Origin of the sequence: Acetobacterium wieringae (assembly GCF_023700225.1) — a bacterium.
Classification (GTDB): domain Bacteria; phylum Bacillota; class Clostridia; order Eubacteriales; family Eubacteriaceae; genus Acetobacterium; species Acetobacterium wieringae.
Genome location: NZ_CP097897.1, coordinates 2,896,601 through 2,915,170 on the forward strand (window position 1 = coordinate 2,896,601; position 18,570 = coordinate 2,915,170).

Annotated in this window: 14 protein-coding genes; 7 read left to right on the top strand and 7 right to left on the bottom strand. The window is 42.2% G+C overall.

Annotation, left to right across the window (positions count from 1 at the left end):
* Position 1: 1 nt before the first annotated feature.
* The 5 genes from CHL1_RS14235 to CHL1_RS14255 form a co-directional block, all read right to left on the bottom strand.
* The gene (locus CHL1_RS14235) at positions 2-619 is read right to left on the bottom strand and encodes a methylenetetrahydrofolate reductase C-terminal domain-containing protein (protein WP_070372692.1); all 618 of its coding nucleotides are present in this window, start codon (positions 617-619) and stop codon (positions 2-4) included.
* 1 nt (position 620) lies between these two features.
* The gene (gene rsxC / locus CHL1_RS14240) at positions 621-2,585 is read right to left on the bottom strand and encodes an electron transport complex subunit RsxC (protein WP_250933569.1); all 1,965 of its coding nucleotides are present in this window, start codon (positions 2,583-2,585) and stop codon (positions 621-623) included.
* 28 nt (positions 2,586-2,613) lie between these two features.
* Positions 2,614-3,519, bottom strand: a complete 906-nt coding sequence (locus CHL1_RS14245) for a bifunctional 5,10-methylenetetrahydrofolate dehydrogenase/5,10-methenyltetrahydrofolate cyclohydrolase (RefSeq protein WP_070372693.1) — start codon at positions 3,517-3,519, stop codon at positions 2,614-2,616.
* Positions 3,520-3,560: 41 nt separating this feature from the next.
* Positions 3,561-4,148, bottom strand: a complete 588-nt coding sequence (locus tag CHL1_RS14250; protein ID WP_250936294.1) for a cyclodeaminase/cyclohydrolase family protein — start codon at positions 4,146-4,148, stop codon at positions 3,561-3,563.
* 164 nt (positions 4,149-4,312) lie between these two features.
* Positions 4,313-5,989 carry a formate--tetrahydrofolate ligase gene (locus CHL1_RS14255; protein ID WP_250933572.1) on the bottom strand — a complete coding sequence of 559 codons (1,677 nt, stop codon included), beginning with the start codon at positions 5,987-5,989 and terminating at the stop codon, positions 4,313-4,315.
* Positions 5,990-7,035: 1,046 nt separating this feature from the next.
* Here CHL1_RS14255 and CHL1_RS14260 point away from each other — a divergent pair.
* The 6 genes from CHL1_RS14260 to CHL1_RS14285 all read left to right on the top strand — a co-directional run bounded on the left by CHL1_RS14260 (position 7,036) and on the right by CHL1_RS14285 (position 14,532).
* Positions 7,036-8,832 carry an ASKHA domain-containing protein gene (locus tag CHL1_RS14260; RefSeq protein ID WP_228879552.1) on the top strand — a complete coding sequence of 599 codons (1,797 nt, stop codon included), beginning with the start codon at positions 7,036-7,038 and terminating at the stop codon, positions 8,830-8,832.
* A 123-nt stretch (positions 8,833-8,955) separates the two neighbouring features.
* Entirely contained in the window at positions 8,956-10,014 is a 1,059-nt protein-coding gene (locus tag CHL1_RS14265; RefSeq protein ID WP_228879546.1) for an asparaginase, read from the top strand.
* A 43-nt stretch (positions 10,015-10,057) separates the two neighbouring features.
* Entirely contained in the window at positions 10,058-11,518 is a 1,461-nt protein-coding gene (locus CHL1_RS14270; RefSeq protein ID WP_250933574.1) for an NAD(P)/FAD-dependent oxidoreductase, read from the top strand.
* A 425-nt stretch (positions 11,519-11,943) separates the two neighbouring features.
* Complete coding sequence (locus tag CHL1_RS14275; RefSeq protein ID WP_148638508.1) at positions 11,944-12,924, top strand: uroporphyrinogen decarboxylase family protein; 981 nt, start codon at positions 11,944-11,946, stop codon at positions 12,922-12,924.
* 66 nt (positions 12,925-12,990) lie between these two features.
* Complete coding sequence (locus tag CHL1_RS14280; protein WP_148638507.1) at positions 12,991-13,794, top strand: methyltetrahydrofolate cobalamin methyltransferase; 804 nt, start codon at positions 12,991-12,993, stop codon at positions 13,792-13,794.
* 111 nt (positions 13,795-13,905) lie between these two features.
* On the top strand, positions 13,906-14,532 hold the full coding sequence (locus tag CHL1_RS14285) for a corrinoid protein (protein WP_070372675.1): 627 nt from the start codon (positions 13,906-13,908) through the stop codon (positions 14,530-14,532).
* A 113-nt stretch (positions 14,533-14,645) separates the two neighbouring features.
* On the opposite strand, the gene CHL1_RS14290 is transcribed toward CHL1_RS14285, so the two are convergent.
* Complete coding sequence (locus CHL1_RS14290) at positions 14,646-16,040, bottom strand: SLC13 family permease (RefSeq protein WP_250933576.1); 1,395 nt, start codon at positions 16,038-16,040, stop codon at positions 14,646-14,648.
* Between the two features lie 155 nt (positions 16,041-16,195).
* On the bottom strand, positions 16,196-17,590 hold the full coding sequence (locus tag CHL1_RS14295) for an MFS transporter (RefSeq protein ID WP_070372673.1): 1,395 nt from the start codon (positions 17,588-17,590) through the stop codon (positions 16,196-16,198).
* Between the two features lie 285 nt (positions 17,591-17,875).
* Between CHL1_RS14295 and CHL1_RS14300 the strand changes: the two genes are divergently transcribed.
* Positions 17,876-18,532 carry a TetR/AcrR family transcriptional regulator gene (locus CHL1_RS14300; protein ID WP_070372672.1) on the top strand — a complete coding sequence of 219 codons (657 nt, stop codon included), beginning with the start codon at positions 17,876-17,878 and terminating at the stop codon, positions 18,530-18,532.
* The last annotated feature ends 38 nt before the right edge of the window (positions 18,533-18,570 follow it).

An 18,570-nucleotide genomic window follows, 5' to 3' on the forward strand; every position in this document is an offset into this window, starting at 1 on the left:
GTTATTCTGCGTTTGGATTGTTATAGTTGCGCACTTTGGGTGCGTCATATTTCATGTTATCCAGTTTGTCCAGTTTCTCCAATTTTCTGTAAATTCGTTCCCAGCCGCATTCCATGTTCTTATCAACTTCACACTTACCTTCTTTGGCACCGCCACATTGGCCGTTGATCAGACTCTTTGAGCATGCAGTAATTGGACAGATTCCACCAGTACCATTGAGGTAGCACTCACCACATTGTCCGCAATCGACATTCAGTGGTGTTACGCCCTGGAATCCTGGCAATGGATAGGTATCACAGCAGGAATAGACTTTTTTGCCTTCAAATAGTGCAGCAACAGTCTGGATCCCAACACCACAGGAGAATACCAAAATGGTATCAGCCGCATTGATGACATCAGTATGTTTTTTTAATTGCAGCTTCAGATTATCCGGATTACAGATGTAATCGGTGGTGATGATCTGAGTTACTTCTTTGTTGGCTGACAGTTCTTTTTGAAATGCATCCGCTTCATGTTCTGCAAAATAGACTTCCTTACAGCCATGACAGTTGATGATTACCGTTTTTCCCTGAGCCAGCGCTTCGATTGCTTCTTGTGATTTTAGTTGGGTAATCAGCATATTATTTACCCTCCCTTATGGCAGTTTTTCCGATTTTAATACGTTCAACAATTGGAATCTTTGATGAACAGATATATTCACAACATCCACATTCAATACAATCCATGGTATTTTGTGCTTTCATGCCTTCCCAGTTTTCTTCTAAAGCGAATTTTGTGAAATACAGTGGGCGCAATTCCATTGGACAGACATCCATACAACGACCACATTTGATACACTCAACTGCTTCTTTAACAATTGTTTCAACGGCAATAATTCCGTTAGAACATTTCAGCATCGGCACATTGAGATCCGCCTGGGCGAAGCCCATCATTGGACCACCGATTTTAACAGTAACATCATCGCCTTTGACATCGCCGCAATAGTTGACGATATCTTTGACAGAAGTACCAATCTTGACTAAGTAGTTACCTGGTTTGTTCATCCGGTTCCCGCTGACAGTAACAACCCGTTCAACCAGAGGCATTCCTAACTGAATTGCATCTGAAACGGCTTTAGCGGTGCTGACGTTACATACGATTGCTCCAACATCCATTGGTAGCCCACCACTTGGAACTTGCTTGCCCATAACCCGTTTGATGAGCATTTTTTCAGCCCCTTGTGGGTATTTGGTTTTAGCAACAACAATTTCGATGTTTTCAATATCAGCAGTTTTGGCCTGCATCAATTCAACGGCATCCAATTTATTGTCTTCAATGGCAATCACACCTTTTGGAGCGCCAGAAGCTTTCATCATCGCTTTTAAACCATAAATCACTTCATCAGCATATTCGAGCAGAACCCGGTGATCGGCGGTTAAAATTGGTTCGCATTCACAGGCATTGAGTAATACCAGTTCAATCGGTTTTGGCGATTTAAGTTTAACGGCAGTTGGGAATCCAGCTCCCCCCATACCGACAATTCCTTTGTCACGGACAATTTCAATAATTTCATCAGCAGATAAACTGTCAATATCGCCAGCTGGTTTTACTGATTCATCCAGAGTATTTTTACCATCTGATTGAATCACAATCGCCAATGAATCCAGTCCGCTAACAGGGTGGCGTCGTGGTTCAACCGCTACAACGGTACCGCTGACGCTTGCGTGAATGGCGCTACTGACAACACCAGCAGCCTGAGCAATTTTCTGACCCATTTTGACCTGATCGCCAACTTTTACAATCGGCTCAGCTGGAGCTCCAGCATGCTGTGACATGGGAATAACCACATTAACTGGATCTGGGAATGGTACCAGTCCGATATGTTCACTCAGCTCTTTGAATTCAGTTGGGTGAATACCACCGTAGTAACCTTCATATCGTTCTTCACGAACTGATTTTACATATTCGCTGACAAACTTATGATTAACTTTGGTATAATCCCGAAGTTCCACTGGTTTATCCAACAGTTCCTGCAAACGTCCCTGTTTTTCTAGGCGATCATAAATGAGCTGCCATCCGCAATCCATTTCTTTGTCAACTTCACATTTGCCATTTTTAGCACCGCCACATTGGCCATTGAGTAAGCTCTTAGAACAGTCTACAACTGGGCAGATCCCACCGGTCATGTTCAAATAACACTGACCACATGCTTCACATAAGGTCGTTGTTAATGCCATTCCATGGTAACCATCAACAGTTACAGTGTCGCTACCGGCATAAACCGGAATATCAAGCAATCCTGCCATGGTCTGGATACCCAAACCACATGAAATAACAAATACATTTTTGGCGTCTTGGGGAATAAGATCCTGGAAGGCCTTCGATGTTAATGGTTCGTTGCACAGAAAATCAATTTGTGCCGAGCCAACGATATTTTTGCCCTGTTCTTTGGCAATCTCTTCAAAAAGACCGCATTCAGGTTCATCAAAACTATCGAGTTCTTTGAAACATTTGTTACAGGCTACAACAAACAAGTCATTCTTGTCTGCCAAAACCGCATCGAGCTCTTCCTTTCTTTTCAGTTTAAACTTCGTGTAATCCTCCAATTGTATACCTCCTTTGTTTTTTCAGATTTTATAGTAATCCGCTTTGCATTTTACAAGCTTTGATAACGTGTTTAGCCAGTAAAGCTGTTGTAATTGGGCCTGTTCCACCGCCACATCCTGGTGTTGCCGAAGTAATCATGGCAACCTTGTCCAGACAGTCAACATGAGCATCCCCAGCTCGGATTTTCTTGCCTTCTTCGTTTAATACAAATTCTTTGTTTTCGTCTTTCATCTGAGACATTGCAACGTCGATTAAAATACAATCTTCGCTTAACATATCAGCACGAACCAGACCATAAATACCACAAGCAGTAACGACAATATCAGCAGTTTTTGTGAAGGAAGCTGTCGATTTTGTATGAACATGACACATGGTAACGGTCGCAAATTCGTTTGTTAACATAATTGTCAGTGGTTTTCCCAACACGTTAGAGTTATTGATAACAACAACGTCTTTACCCTTAACATCGATATTATAGAATTTGAACATTTCCATAACACCTTCAGCTGTACATGGGAAGAATCCTCGTTCGTCTGCGATCATCAGTTTACCTAAGTTTGTTGGATTAAGGGCATCTGGATCTTTTTCAGGGCTTAACAGATATTTGATTTTTTCAGCATCAATTTGATCTGGAAGCGGCTGGAAGATTAACACAGAGTGAATATTTTTGTCTTCGTTGATTGCCTGAAGTTTGGCAATGAAATCAGCTTCGGTTACATCGATTGGGAATTGAACAGATTCAACTTCGATATTTGATTTTCCCATTCTGGTAATGATGCTCTTTTCATAAGAAATAGAACCTGGATCTTCGCCAACTCGCATGATTGCCATTTTTACCTGAATGCCTTTTTCTTTTAGTTCGTTGGCATCTTTCAGTACTTCAGCCAGCATTGACTCGCTAACTTCTTTTCCGCTTAATAATTTTGCTGCCATAATTATAATTCTCCTCTTTGTTCAAAATTTTTAATTAATTTTTATGAAAGTTGTTTTTCAACATCTGCATAAACACGATCACAGATTTCAACGCCTTTGTCCAGCATCGGTTTGACTCGATTATTAACATCAGCTACATAATCTGCGTCTTTGATTGTTTTAATATTAATTAAAACATTCACCCAACCGCTGATCATGGCCGCTCTTAAACACTGAACACCGCAGGCAACATCACTGATTGCCAGCGCTGAACCTTTTCCTACCAGTTCTTCCTGTAATAAAACTGCCTTGTAACATACCTCAACAATTTCAAGCGGAATACTGCAGGCAACCTTTGTACATTCTTCTAAGGTTTTTTCTTTGTAAGCCTTTTCTTCTTCGGTTTCTTTGGGAAGACCATAAGCCTTTGATAGCGGTAAAAAGTTTTTTGCGTCTTCATCAATCATCGCTAAGAGACGATCCTGAAGCACTTGCGCTTCTTTCAAAATACGCTGAATATCGTCTTCGAATTCTGCATATTTTTTCTTTCCCGTAGTAAGGTTTCCAACCATTCCGGCCAGCGCCGTTCCGACTGCACCGACTAATGCGGCTGCACCACCACCACCTGGAACCGCTGCCTTGCTGTACAGGGCTTCAACAAATTCCGTGCATTTTTTTCCGAGATAGAACCAAGGTCAGTTCCTACTGCATCAAATTCCATTTACTAACTCCACTTCAATTTTTATTGTTATTTTTTACATTCTCTTATAAAGAGGGTTCTTAAGAACCCTCTTTATACAGAAAGTGATTATTTCTAGAATAAACCAGCAATTACGCCGTTTTCATCAACATCAATTTTTTCTGCTGCTGGTACTTTTGGCAGACCAGGCATTTTCATGATTTCTCCGGTCAGCGCGACAATAAAGCCAGCTCCGGCTGAGATATTAACCTGACGTACTGTGATTCTAAAACCAGTTGGACGACCCAGTTTGGTCTGGTCATCGGTTAAAGAATATTGGGTTTTAGCCATACAGATTGGCACCTTGTCAAAGCCAAGGGATGTCAGTCTTTCGATTTCTTTGGCTGCGGTCGGAGTAAAGTCTACGCCGTCTGCGCCGTAAATACGGGTGGCAATGGCTTCGATCTTAGCTTTGATTGGCATATCCAGTTCGTAACAGTATTCGAAGGTGCCTTCGCTTTCGTCAATTAAACGAACCACTTCTTTGGCCAATGCTTCCCCGCCTTCGCCGCCTTTTGCCCATACCTGGGAAATGGCCACGTTAACGCCCAGCTTCTGGCATTCTTCTTTAACCAGCGCCAGTTCAGCTTCGGTATCCAGTGGGAATTCGTTGATGGCAACAACCGCTGGCAGTTTAAAGACCTGGGTGATGTTTTCAACATGTTTTAACAGATTTGGCAGACCGGCTTTTAAAGCGTCCAGGTTTTCATTGTTCAGGTCAGCTTTGGCAACGCCGCCATTGTATTTAAGGGCTCGTACGGTAGCAACAATGATTACGGCATCCGGTTTTAAACCAGCCATCCGACATTTGATATCGAGGAATTTTTCAGCGCCAAGGTCGGCTCCGAATCCACCTTCGGTAACTACGTAGTCAGCAAAATGCATGGCCATACGGGTTGCGATTACTGAGTTACAGCCGTGAGCGATATTAGCGAATGGTCCACCGTGGATAAAGGCGGGTGTGCCTTCCAGGGTTTGTACCAGGTTTGGTTTCAAGGCATCTTTAAGCAGAGCTGCCATGGCGCCGTTGGCTTTTAACTGTTCAGCGGTGATGGGTTCTCCGGCAACGCTGTAACCAACGATGATGCGTCCCAGTCGGGCTTTTAAATCAGAGATATCACTGGCCAGACAGAAGGCGGCCATAACTTCAGAAGCTACTGTGATGTCAAATCCATCTTCACGGACAACGCCGTCTCCGGATCCACCTAAACCATCAACGACGTTTCGCAGTTGACGGTCATTCATATCAATACATCGTCTCCAGGTAATTTTCTTGGCGTCGATTTTCAGTTCATTTCCTTGTTTGATGTGGTTATCCAGCATTGCTGCCAGTAAATTGTTGGCAGCTCCGATGGCATGGAAGTCACCGGTAAAGTGAAGGTTGATATCTTCCATTGGCACAACCTGAGCGTATCCGCCACCTGCGGCTCCACCTTTGACACCAAATACTGGTCCTAAGGATGGTTCTCTCAAGGCTACCAGGGTATTTTTTCCAATTCGTGATAATCCATCAGCAACCCCGATTGTGGTGGTCGTTTTTCCTTCACCGGCTGGTGTTGGATTGATGGCAGTGGTCAGGATTAACCGGGCTTTTTTTCCGGTTGTTTTCTTTAACAGGTTATAGTCTACCTTTGCTTTATACTTCCCGTATAAATCCAGATCGTCTTCTGTTAAACCCAATTTCTTTGCTATCTCACGAATATCCTGTGGTGTAGCTTCTTGTGCAATCTCAATGTCTGATTTAAAACCCATACTATTTCCTCCAATACTTTGATAAATTTTTAACATCTGCATTTATGATATATGATTTCAATCTAAAAATCAAATAATAAATGTGACAATTTTTTACTGAAAAAATACGAATAACGTTTACATTTACGGGGTTTACATCAATAATCTGAACAATATTTTACTCTGCGACACAAAACTTCTGTGCAATTCAACATTAGATTGCATTTTAATTCTATATAGTTTTTTAAAGCCGCTTTTAAAATGAATTCTATGACATATTTTTACAAATCATCATAGAAAATCATCCATTTTTGTAATTTTTGATGCTTTTCCATTTTTGTACCATGAATTTTATTAATCCCTTGACAGACAACTCCAGCATTCCGATGTTCAATAAGTGACTAACCTACAACTTCACCTCCAAACTTGTTTTTGAATCATATTTATCCCAAATCATGCTATTCTAATTGCCCTATTAAGTCCGCTTTATAAATACTGATACCGGGCAGGTTGTCCACTATTTACTTGTATATACAAATTTAATTCAGATTACCACCAATTTTAAAGAATGTCAAATTATTTCTAGTTTAATTCAATTTATTTTCTTTTATCGTTTGTTAAATCTCAAACAATAAAAATAGGGGTAATATATCTCCCTAAATTGATGGTCAGATCGTTTAGATTTGATTAAATGTCGTTTTTATATTGTAAAATTTTACTGTGCTTGCTAGTAGGGTATTTTCGGGAAAAATTACTGGCTTCGGTCCATCTTGTATTGCCGTTCCGATTCAGCTGTCTTAAAAAAGGATTAGTCTGGTTAACACTGCATTTCACTTCCAATCGCTCTCAACAACTTCATTGATATAAACGAATCACCTGACCTTCATTCAAAAACCGCAATGGGCTGATTTTATTCATAAACCAGCCCTCAGAAAAATAAGCCTCAGACAAATTTTTCATTATCATTCGCTGCGTATTGAAAATCTCGTATTTTACGGGTATAATAAAATCAGTTTAGAAAATATTTTACAGGTCCCCCCAATTTATAACTGAGAAAGGACAATTTTATGTCATCTTTGAAGACTATTCGCATTTTTTTCCCATTGCTGGATAAAAGTATCCTGGTTGAAACTGGAACTACCGTTGCTGCCGCCTGTGCTCAGGTTGGTTTTCCTCAAAATCTAGTTTGCGGAGGCAAGGGAACGTGTAAGAAATGCCTTGTGACCATTCGTGAAAACGATTTAGTTTCAGAAGTCCTTGGTTGCCAGCATCCCGTGTCCAACGATATGGCTATTCTCATTTCAAAAGAAGCCGCCGTATCACAAATACTGGAAACCACCGAAAATGAGACACTGAGTTTTAACCCCAAAACCAGGGTTGTGACCACCCCAATGGCACACTTGAAAACGGAGATGTGTTCCTACGATCTTGAAGCCATCCGCAACGCCCTCGATATGCCGATCAAGATGTCTTCTATTAAAGTATTGCAGAAATCTGCTGAAATCTTTCATCAGAAAAGCCTTCCTTTGATGAATTTTGTGCTCTATAATGATGAAGTGATTGATCTAATCCCCAGCAGTGAATCGCTAAACGCCTATGGTGTTGCCTTTGACATTGGGACGACCTCGGTTGTCGGCTACCTTTATGATCTCACCAGTGGAGTTCTGATTCATCAGTATTCCTCTTTGAATAAGCAAATATCTTTTGGCGGTGATGTAATCAGCCGTATCGATTATGCATCCACCTCGCCTGAAAATTTGAAGGCGATCCAACATGCTATTATTGAAACGGTCAACAACATCCTTTCAAACCTTTTCTATGAATCAAAGATCGCTGCAGAAGCTGTTTATGAGTGTGTATTCTGCGGTAACAGTACCATGGCCCATCTTTTTCTGGGCTTAAATCCCCTGCATTTGGGTCTTTCCCCATTTACCGGGATCACCCGGGATATGGTGGTTGCCGATGCCGAAGAATTTACCATCAATATTAACCCCAACGGTAAAATAACCTTTCTGCCCTTATTGGGAGGGTTTGTTGGCGCCGATACAACAGCAGTATTGCTGGGTCTGCCAAAGGATGACGAATACCGCTTGATGATTGACTTGGGTACAAATGGCGAAATAGCTGTCGGCAACCGGAACCGCTACTTTGTCGCTTCCACGGCCTGCGGTCCTGCACTTGAAGGAGCCGGTATCCACATGGGGATGCGTGGCACCACTGGAGCCATCGAAAAAATCGAACTGATTGACAATGAAATCAAATGTCATGTTATTGGCGATGCTGCGCCCCTGGGATTTTGTGGCTCGGGGATTATCGATGCCATTGCCTTCCTGTTTCGGGAAAGACTGATTTATGATCGCGGTAATTTTATTAAAGGCGAGGATCTTGATAATCACCCCTTTAAAGATCGGTTCAAAACCGACGAGAACAATCAACGCTATTTTGTTTTTGTCCGTCATCAGGATAACCCCAATGGCAAAGAAATGATCATCACCCAGAAAGATGTTCGGGCAGTACAATTGGCCAAGGCCGCCATCTTTACCGGCTGCTGCCTGCTAACTGAAAAGTACGGCATCAAAGCCACGGATCTCAAAGAAATAACTCTGGCAGGTGCGTTTGGCAATTACATCGATATCGAAAATGCTCAGTTTATTGGTTTACTTCCAGAAATTTCTGGCGTACCGATCCGCTCCATAGGTAATGGAGCCGGAACCGGTTCCCAACTTTTTCTCTTATCTCAGGATGAAGCCAAACGCTGCGAAACAATCCCCAAAGTCACCACTCACATCGAGTTAGCCACTGATCCTGATTTTTCGAACCGGTACATGCAAAACACCTTTCTTGGTCGTAATGAAATGGCCTAATTGTCTTTCTCCTTTTGATCTGGTCATTAAAAAGCAAACACATTTCTGCTGTTTGCTTTTTTTATTCCCCTGCTCCTGATTAGATGCTATAATTATTCTAAATTACCGAAAGGATGCTCAGCTATGGAAAAAATACCCAGAATTTTATTAGTATTAACCGGCGGAACCATCGGCAGCGCTGTCAATGATGGCTGTATCGATGTTGATTCCCGTCGCAGTGACGACTTACTCGCCATCTACAACGAACAAAGCAACTGTCAAGTCGAATTTGAGGTCGTCCGTCCCTTTAACATCCTCAGTGAAAACGCCGAACCAAAACACTGGCTGCAAATAATAGAAACCCTGCAATCCCATCGTCTTTGCGACTATGATGGTGTCATTATTGCCCACGGATCGGATACCCTGCCCTATACCGGGGCCGCCCTTTCCTATGGTCTTGACAGTCCTCTGATTCCGATCGTTTTAGTGGCTGCCAACTACGCCATCGGCCAACCAAACAGCAATGCCATCGCCAATTTTTCAGCGGCAGTGGCATTTATCATTAATATGAAACTGCCTGGTTTTTATACCCTTTATGAAAATAGCGATCATATTATTTATGTTCACCTGGCCACCCGGCTTCAGGAAGCGGATTGGCTACGGGATGACTTTACCAGTTTCGGAGATCCTTTAGGCGTTTTTGATCATCGGGGACTGTGCTGTGTCCCCAGTCCTAAAAATCCGTCCATGCTCAAGCTTTATAATCCGGCTCCTGACTGTGTCCCAACCATTGCCGAATTTCGTAATGAAGTATTGGCGCTGCGAGCCTATCCCGGTTTAAACTATGAGGTGATCAACCTGCATAACCGTCCAATCCGGGCTGTCCTTCACTCCTTATACCACTGTGGCAGCGGTAATGTTACAGGGGAAAACGGAACGTCGCTCCTGTCCTTTATCAAAAATAATCCCCAGGTCGATCATTATCTGATTTCCTACAAAAATATACAGGGCGATCTTTATGCGTCCTGTCGGGAACTGATTGCCGCTGGCGGCATCCCTCTGGAAAATATTTCCTTTGAGGCTGCTGTCACCAAATTGAATTTTGCCTACAACCAGCAGGAATATGCCCCGCTAAACTATGTAAAACGGGAATTTTTCTATGAATTTCTGCGAGATGCCAAGGAAAATGGGTATGTAATCTAAGCATTCGATTGCTAAAAATCTAATGATACTGAAGGAGACTGCTATGTATGATGTTGCTATAATCGGCGCCGGTATTATCGGAACCTCGATCGCCCGAGCGTTAAGCCGTTACAAATTATCTGTTGTTGTTTTTGATAAGGAAGATGATGTGTCGATGGGGGCCACTAAAGCCAATTCAGCCATTGTCCATGGAGGCTTTGCCGAATCCCACACCAAAGTAAAAGGAGGTCTGTGCTACAAGGGCCGCAAGCAATTCGATCAGCTAAACGAGGAGCTTAACTTTGGCTTTGAAAAAATCGGATCGCTGGTATTGGCCTTTGAAGAAGAGCAATTGGCAAAACTCCAGGAATTATATGAAAACGGCCTGGCCAATGGTGTCGACGATCTGGAAATTCTTAATCATGACCAGATTATGGCCATGGAACCAAATGTCAACCCAGCTGTCAAATACGCCCTGTACTGTAAAGGGGCCGGCATCTGCTCACCCTACGAAATGGCCATAGCACTGGCCGAAAACGCCGTTGCCAATGGTGTTAAGCTGTTGTTGAACACCGAAATTACCAGCATCCAAAAAAACACTGACGGCTTTTCCCTGACTGACCAAAATGGCCAACAGTACCAGTCGCATTATGTGATTAACGCTGGCGGTGTATCCTCAGACGCCGTCTCAAAAATGGTTGGTGTTGATTATTTCACCATTACCCCCCGCACCGGTGAGTACATCCTGATGGTACGGGGCTCTGCCAGCATCATCAATACGGTCTTATTCCAAATGCCCACAAAAATGGGCAAAGGAATCCTTGTCACCCCAACCTATTTCGGCAACCTGCTGATCGGTCCGGATGCGGTCAATGAAGATACAGTTGACAAATCCACCCATGCCGAACGGCTCCTGAAAATTTTTAATGAAGCCAAACACACCACCGACAAATTAAACATAAAACAGTTCATCCGTAGTTTTACCGGCGTTCGGGCAGTCAGCTCCACCGACGACTTTATTATTGAAGCCACCCCCGTGACCGGATTTATTAATTGCGCCGGTATTCAATCTCCGGGTCTGACGTCTTCACCAGCTATTGCCGAGATAGTTCTGGGCCTTTTAAAAGAGCTGAACTGTCCCTTTGAAGAAGACCCCAGCTTCAATCCTTATCGGGCTCCGATTATTACCCGCACTGAATTAAAACCAGTGAAAGAAATCCAGCCGCTGGTGGACATGGCCTCCAGCCCGGAAAGAATAATCTGCCGCTGCGAACAAGTCAATGAAGCGACTATTATTGATGCCATGAACCGGGGTATTCCCGTAACCACCGTTGACGGCATCAAACGACGTACCCGGGCAGGCTGCGGCTGGTGTCAAGGAACCTTCTGCCGTCCCCGGGTCGCTGAAGTAATGGAAAAGGTGCTTGGTCATGCGATTGATGCCGGGTTTGACGTGGAACACAGTGGCGTCAATCGGGTGGGAAAAAACGAAATCGTTGACTATATAAAAAAACATAGCGATTGACCGATTCTGCCCTTGTCCTTCGTCGTCGGGACGATAACGCACGTATCGGTGTGAACAGACTAAAAAAGAGCTGCAGTCTTATATAAAACTGCGGCTCTTTTTCGTGTCCACCTGTGATTGAGCTTATTTTACTGGCTTATTGAGGTGATTTATTGCTCATTCTTTAAGAAAAACGATAACTCCGACACTTTTACAAAAATTTTCGTTGACAAAATACCTGCAACCGTTTATAATCACAGTAAATGAAAGAATATTTACTAAAATAATAGTAAATAAAATATCATATACTAAAAAATCGGTTTTAAATCTGTTCGCTCATTTGATCGTTATTTTTATTGTAATCGCAGTCAAAATATGTAATTATCAGCAACGATGCTAAAACTGATCAATGATTTATTCCAGATAAACTAAGGAGGCTATACACTATGTTAACTGTAAAAGAGAATTTAAAAGAAGTCATGACCGGTGGAAATCCAGATCGTTTTGTCAAACAATATGAATTTCTGGAAATGATTATGAGCGTACCATCTGGTCGTATCAAACCCCAAATCGGTGGCGAAGTAATCAATGAATGGGGTATTACCATCCGTTGGCCCGAAGGTCAACTTGCCTCTTTCCCAGTACACGATGAACAACATGTTGTTCTTAAAGATGTTACTGAATGGAAAGAATACGTTAAAGCTCCAAGCATGGAACGACCTGCAGGGGCGTGGGATCAGGCCATTGCTGACGCTAAGGCCGTTGATCGTGATAATAAATATGTTGCGGCCTTCATCGCTCCCGGTTTATTTGAAATGACCCATTATCTGATGGGTATGGAAAATGCCCTCATGAGTTTCTACGAAGAACCCGAAGCCATGCATGAATTGATCGATTATTTAACCGAGTATGAGCTGGATTATGCTAAAGCGTTGGTTGAAAATCTGCACCCTGATGCAATTTTACACCATGACGACTGGGGCAGCCAGATTTCCACCTTCCTTTCGCCAGCAATGTTTGAAGAATTCTTTTTAGAATCCTACAAAAAAATCTATGGTTTTTACAAAGCTAACGGTGTTGAACTGATTGTTCACCATAGCGACAGCTATGCCGCAACCTTAGTTCCATATATGATTGAAATGGGTATTGATATCTGGCAGGGTGTTATGACAACCAATGACATTCCTAAAATGATCAAAGAATACGGCGGACAAATCACCTTTATGGGTGGTGTTCACAGTGGTGTCATCGATCATCCTGAATGGACAAAAGAACAAATTGATGCCGAATTTGCCCGAGCCTGCCGTGAATCTGGAAAACTGTACTTCATCCCAGGCGCTTGTCAGGGGCTGCCCGTTTCTTCCTTCCCGGGCGTTTACGAAGCCTGTGATGAAGCCATCGAAAAAATGACCAAAGAACTATTCTAGTCCAAAGCAATTTAACAATCCATACTCTGAAAGAGTGGTAAAATTAATATCCAGAGGAGAGATAAAATGATAATTATCGGAGAAAAAATTAACGGTGCGATTCCTTCCACTGCCAAAGCCATCGCTGCCAAAGATGGCGAATTTATCAAAAATCTGGCCAAGATCCAGGCCGAAGCTGGCGTCGATTATATCGATGTTTGTGCTTCTGTTGATGATGATATCGAACTGGAAACCATGAAATGGCTTATTGATCTGGTTCAGGAAGTCACCGATATCCCCATTGCTGTGGATAGCCCCAATGTCTATACCTGTATCGAATCGATGAAATACTGTAACAAACCAGGTTTGTTCAACTCCGTATCCCTTGAAGGCGATAAAGTCGATGCTGCATTTAAAGCCATTGCTGATACCAAATGGGAATGTGTGGCGCTGCTTAACAGCGATAAGGGCATTCCTAAAACCGCTAAAGACCGTCTGGATGTCTTTGCTGATTTAATGGCCAAAGTCAAAGAATACGGCATTGATCCGTCAAGAATGCACATCGATCCATTGGTTGAAATGCTCTGTACATCCGAAGATGGCATTGCTATGGTTGTGGAAGTAATCAAAAGTATTAAAGAACAATACCCCACCATTCATGTGACCGGCGCCGTCAGCAACATCTCATTCAACCTGCCTGCCCGAAAAATGGTCAACATGGGCTTTACCGTTCTGGCCATGAATGCTGGACTGGACAGTGCCATCCTTGATCCGACCAATGGTGACCTGATGGGAATCATCTATGCCACTGAAGCGCTGCTGGGCGAAGATGACTACTGTATGGAATATATCGGCGCTTACCGTGAAGGAATTTTCGGTCAGAAAAAATAGTCGCTTGTAACGAAGCCTCATTATAAAACTGTCAAACAAATTCTGTCAGCTGATCACACAATCAGCTGACAGACACTAATATTTATTATAATTACTGAATAGGAGAAAGAAATGTCAAAAATTCAAGAAGTTAAAGAAAAAGTAGAAATTGGTAAAACGAAACTGGTTCCTGGACTGGTTCAGGAAGCATTAGATGAAGGTAGCTCTGCAGCTGATATCCTGCAAGCCATGGTTGACTCGATGGGTGTTGTCGGGGAAAAATTCTCATCTGGAGAGATCTTTGTTCCAGAAATGCTAATCGCTGCTAAAGCCATGGCCAAAGGTGTTGATGTGTTACGTCCGCTGTTAGCTGGTGATACTTCAAACTCATTAGGAACCTGTATTATTGGAACCGTTGCTGGCGACTTACATGATATCGGTAAAAACCTGGTTTCAATGATGATCGAAAGTGCCGGCTTTACCATGGTTGACCTGGGTGTGGATGTTCCTGCTGAACGTTTTGTTGAAGCCATCAAAGAAAACGAAAATGTTACCCTGGTAGCCTGCTCCGGTCTGTTAACAACCACTATGCCAGCTCTGAAAGAAGCCGTACAAACCATTAAAGCCAGCGGATTGGACGTAAAAGTCATCGTTGGTGGTGCACCTGTAACTCCTGAATATGCAGCTGAAATTGGTGCCGATGGATTTGCTCCTGATGCTGGTAGCGCCGCTGTTAAAGCTAAAGAAATGGTTGCATAAGCGACAAACAATTAATTAGCCCCTTAATTTAATAACGCTATAAAAAAAGAGAAACCACACGGTTTCTCTTTTTTTGTGCTTGAAATGTCCCTATTTATTACAAAAAAACTTTTTTATGCCAATCCTACCAGTTTTCCGGCGATTGGCAACCATAATGTAGCCAGACAAACAAAAGCAATTTGAAGCCAGATTGCGGCCTTAGGCATATCCGTCATTTTGTAATAGCCAGCAGTATAGGTAATGAGTGGTATGGTGTCAATGGGGAATAAATAACAGTTACCGGCACATAAGCCAAGCGCAATGATCAGTAAAGCTGGATTGATTCCGGTGGTGGCTGCCAAACTGATAATAACTGGCGTCAACACCCCAATTAAAGCTGGAGCCACAGGAACAATTAGCATGATCACAAAGCACATGACTGAGACAAAGAAAACCCCACCCATTAGTGAGAATGATAAAGACGATGGTAATACATAGTTGACAAACCATTCGCTGACACCGTTTGCAACGATGGTATTGGCAATACATAAAACTGTTCCGATCAGAATAAATGAAATCCAGCTGACCGCTTTCATATAGCGATCCCAAGTGAGGACGCGAATTCCCGGCAAAAAGAAAGAGACACAGCCAAACAGGGCTACCACAGTTACTTCAATAAACGGATAGAACGAGCTGAGCAGCCAGAAGAAAATCATGATCAAACCAATCACAATGACTTTCAATTCCCGACTATCCACTTTTTCTTTAACCTCGATCTCCTCCAGGTAGCTCGCAATCTCCATTTTATCAATCTCTGCCGGAGGAAATATTTTCGTCAAGATGAACCAGGTCAAGGGCACCATCACGATTACAATCGGAATACCACAGGCCATCCACTGAAGAAATGTTATCTGAATTCCCGCCTGGCTTTGCAACAATCCAATTGTCAAGATGTTAATGCCGCTACCGGCTGGAGTCATCAGTCCCCCCAGCATCACGGCAATTGGAATCCCCATCATCAGTGATTTTGCAGTCTGGGCACGATCATTTTCATTAACAAAGAGTTTGAGAAAACTGGCGCCGATACCCATAAACACCACCACCGATGGTACGTCTGTCACGATGGAGGATACCAGGGCTCCAGCCACCATAATTGCCAGGACGCAGGTCCTAACGTCTCTGCCAAATTTTTTAAGCAGGGCATGCAAGATCCGTTGAACAATCGGCGTCGAGGTCACCGCCTCCGCCAGACCGAATGATGCCAATACAAAAAATAAGATCGTGTTGGTAAAGCCGCTTAATCCAGCAGTCAGATTCTTTGTAACTCCCAGGGTTGGCAATAGCGCCAGACACAGAAAACAAATAACCCCAACCGGCAGTGCTTCAGTAATCAGCATGATTAAAAAGAACAGCAACAGCCCGATGGTAATCAGTCCCTTATCTGTCAAACCCATTGGTATGGGTAGAAAAAAAACGGCGATCAGCACGGCAATGCTTATGATCAATCCGATTATCTGTTTTTTATTCATAATCCACCTCTGTCGTATTTTTAAACGCTAGCTATTCTGTTGTCCCCCAACATATCGCTATTCGCTCTATGAAACAAATAAGAAGCCAATCAATTGATTTGAATATGGCTTCTTATTTTTCTGTAATTATTTTACTGTCATCATTTTAACGTCTATTATTCTGCGATTTGTTTTCTGGCGTTGATTTCAGCCTGATATTGAGTCACTTTATCTTTGGTTAAACGGTATCCAAAGGTTAACAGAACCGCGCCAGCCAGAACTGTGCAACCAGGAATGGTACAGAATAAGGTTGTAATACCAGCTTTTAATTCAGGTGTGGCAGTTGCTGGATCCATTTTGGCAACGAAACCGACTGAAGCCAGCATGGCTGGAATGATTAAACCTTTGAAAAAGATCGCCAGTTTCAGTGGTAAATTCGATAATCCCATGACCCAGCTTGATGCTGCTTTTCCTGTTTTCCATTCACTGTAGATTGATGCATCACCATATAGTGCCACCATCAATGCGTACAGGAATCCTAAGAAGAACTGTGCACAGGAAAGGACTACCAGAACCATGGTGATGTTACCAACAACGAATTGAGTAACAATTAAGAATACACCTAAACCGTAACAGCCAATCAATGCGGCTGTTCGTGTTGATACTTTTGCGGCAACATATTTACTTAAATAGGAGCCAATTACCGCCATAATATTAGCAACCAGCAAGTAGACGCTAAACATTGCAACATCGTTTGCTACATAGGTAAAGAAGTAAACTGCTGAACCGGCACAAACAAAGTTAACTATCCAACGGGCGACATCTGCTAACAGTAATACTAACAAATGTGGGTTCTGAACCAATGATCGAGCCATATCGCCAATGGAAATTTTTTCTTTTTTTGCAGTGTTTGTATTTGCTGTTCCATCTTCAATTGTTGCTTCATATCCACTTGTCAGTTTGAAGTGGATGAAATAGCCTAACCAGTAAACACATGCCATGGCAAATGCCGAAATCGTGAACCCAAGTACTGGGTTTTTAACTAATTCGCCAACCCATAAAATAGTGGCTAAGCCCATTGCTGAGAAAATAATTTTCCCAACATTTGCATAAGCGCCTCGTGTTGCCGATAATTGTGTTCGATCATCAGGTGTCGTTGAAATTGTTGGAATAAGTGCTATATTTGCAACGTAAGAAAAGTTCCAAGCCACGTGTGAAGTAATGAATGCGACACAGATGATAACCATTGGTACGATTCCAGTGCCAATAACCGTAAACATCAATGTGTAGAGAACGACGACCATTGGTGGGATTACCAGTAAATATGATCGGTATTTTCCCCATTTCATTGGTTTAAGAGCATCAATAAATCCACCATAGAACGGTGATAACACCATATCCACTGTACTTGTTAAGGTCATAATTATTGCAGTTGTACCCAAATCAAATTTTGCAATATTTGTTAAAAAATATGCAAAATAAAACACTTCGACATTCGACATCAGAGTAAATCCAAGATCCCCAACACCGAAGAATCTCTTAAGCCCTGAACTCAAGGGTTTTTTTTCCATAAAAGAGCCTCCTCAAAATTTTTAAATGATCGACCAGAGTAAAATTTCCGGAGTATTACCCTCGCCTTTTTTGATCTTTTCAGTAATATTACTAAGACTTACTAAATAGTAACCCTTTACATCAGATTTGTCAAGTATTTTTTATTAAATAATTATCGTTTTACTGTTTTTTTAGTAATTTGCATTATATTATTTTTTTATTTCATACTTTTACGGTTTTTCCTTGTTAATTTTCTCACTTAATGCTAAAATTGCTATGCCACATTGCTTATAAGGAGAATACCAATGCGAAAAATGACCAAGGGCGAGATGACAAAAGAACGCATCTACACGAGTGCCAAAGAACTATTTTATAATCAGGGCTATAATGCCACCACCATTCAACAAATCGCTGATCATTCTGATACTACTTTAGGTTCGATGACCTATCATTTTGCGACCAAAGATACCTTTATCGCTAAAATATTTGATGATTATCTGGATTCGATCCATGAACTGCTCAATCAGAAACTGATCGGATATAAACCCATTAACGCATTTGAAAAACACTTCTACTTAACCATGGTTTGGTATCATTATTTACTGAGTGATCCGCGCGTTAACCATTTTTATTATGAGATCTCTCAAAATGATTCCCTCTATCCATTTCTTCATGGAAAAATGGGTGAAATCTATCATAATTTTGTCAGCGACTATAATTTGCGGATCCGTCCAATTGAATTTGATGCCCTGTTGATTGCCGATTTTGGCGCCAGACGTGAGCTTACCCGGGCTTTTTGTGAGACCCGCATAAAAATGCCAGTGGAAGATTTTTCGATTCTAATTATCACCAATACAGCTCGCTGTCTTGGAATTCCCCAAAAATCGATCTACCGTGTTTCTTATGAAGCGCTTCTGTTTTTCCGGGAAAATGATTTTTCCGAAATTAAATTACTGATTTAAAAAAGGTCTATTCAGAAAATTTCTGAATAGACCTTTTT

Bases quoted from the DNA above. Each gene is read 5' to 3' on its own strand.
- CHL1_RS14285 (WP_070372675.1), top strand. From the start codon at position 13,906: ATGTCAAAAATTCAAGAAGTTAAAGAAAAAGTAGAAATTGGTAAAACG.
- CHL1_RS14255 (WP_250933572.1), bottom strand. From the start codon at position 5,989: ATGGGTTTTAAATCAGACATTGAGATTGCACAAGAAGCTACACCACAG.
- CHL1_RS14235 (WP_070372692.1), bottom strand. From the start codon at position 619: ATGCTGATTACCCAACTAAAATCACAAGAAGCAATCGAAGCGCTGGCT.
- CHL1_RS14295 (WP_070372673.1), bottom strand. From the start codon at position 17,590: ATGGAAAAAAAACCCTTGAGTTCAGGGCTTAAGAGATTCTTCGGTGTT.
- CHL1_RS14275 (WP_148638508.1), top strand. From the start codon at position 11,944: ATGTTAACTGTAAAAGAGAATTTAAAAGAAGTCATGACCGGTGGAAAT.
- CHL1_RS14265 (WP_228879546.1), top strand. From the start codon at position 8,956: ATGGAAAAAATACCCAGAATTTTATTAGTATTAACCGGCGGAACCATC.
- CHL1_RS14280 (WP_148638507.1), top strand. From the start codon at position 12,991: ATGATAATTATCGGAGAAAAAATTAACGGTGCGATTCCTTCCACTGCC.
- CHL1_RS14300 (WP_070372672.1), top strand. From the start codon at position 17,876: ATGCGAAAAATGACCAAGGGCGAGATGACAAAAGAACGCATCTACACG.
- CHL1_RS14260 (WP_228879552.1), top strand. From the start codon at position 7,036: ATGTCATCTTTGAAGACTATTCGCATTTTTTTCCCATTGCTGGATAAA.
- CHL1_RS14290 (WP_250933576.1), bottom strand. From the start codon at position 16,040: ATGAATAAAAAACAGATAATCGGATTGATCATAAGCATTGCCGTGCTG.
- CHL1_RS14270 (WP_250933574.1), top strand. From the start codon at position 10,058: ATGTATGATGTTGCTATAATCGGCGCCGGTATTATCGGAACCTCGATC.
- CHL1_RS14245 (WP_070372693.1), bottom strand. From the start codon at position 3,519: ATGGCAGCAAAATTATTAAGCGGAAAAGAAGTTAGCGAGTCAATGCTG.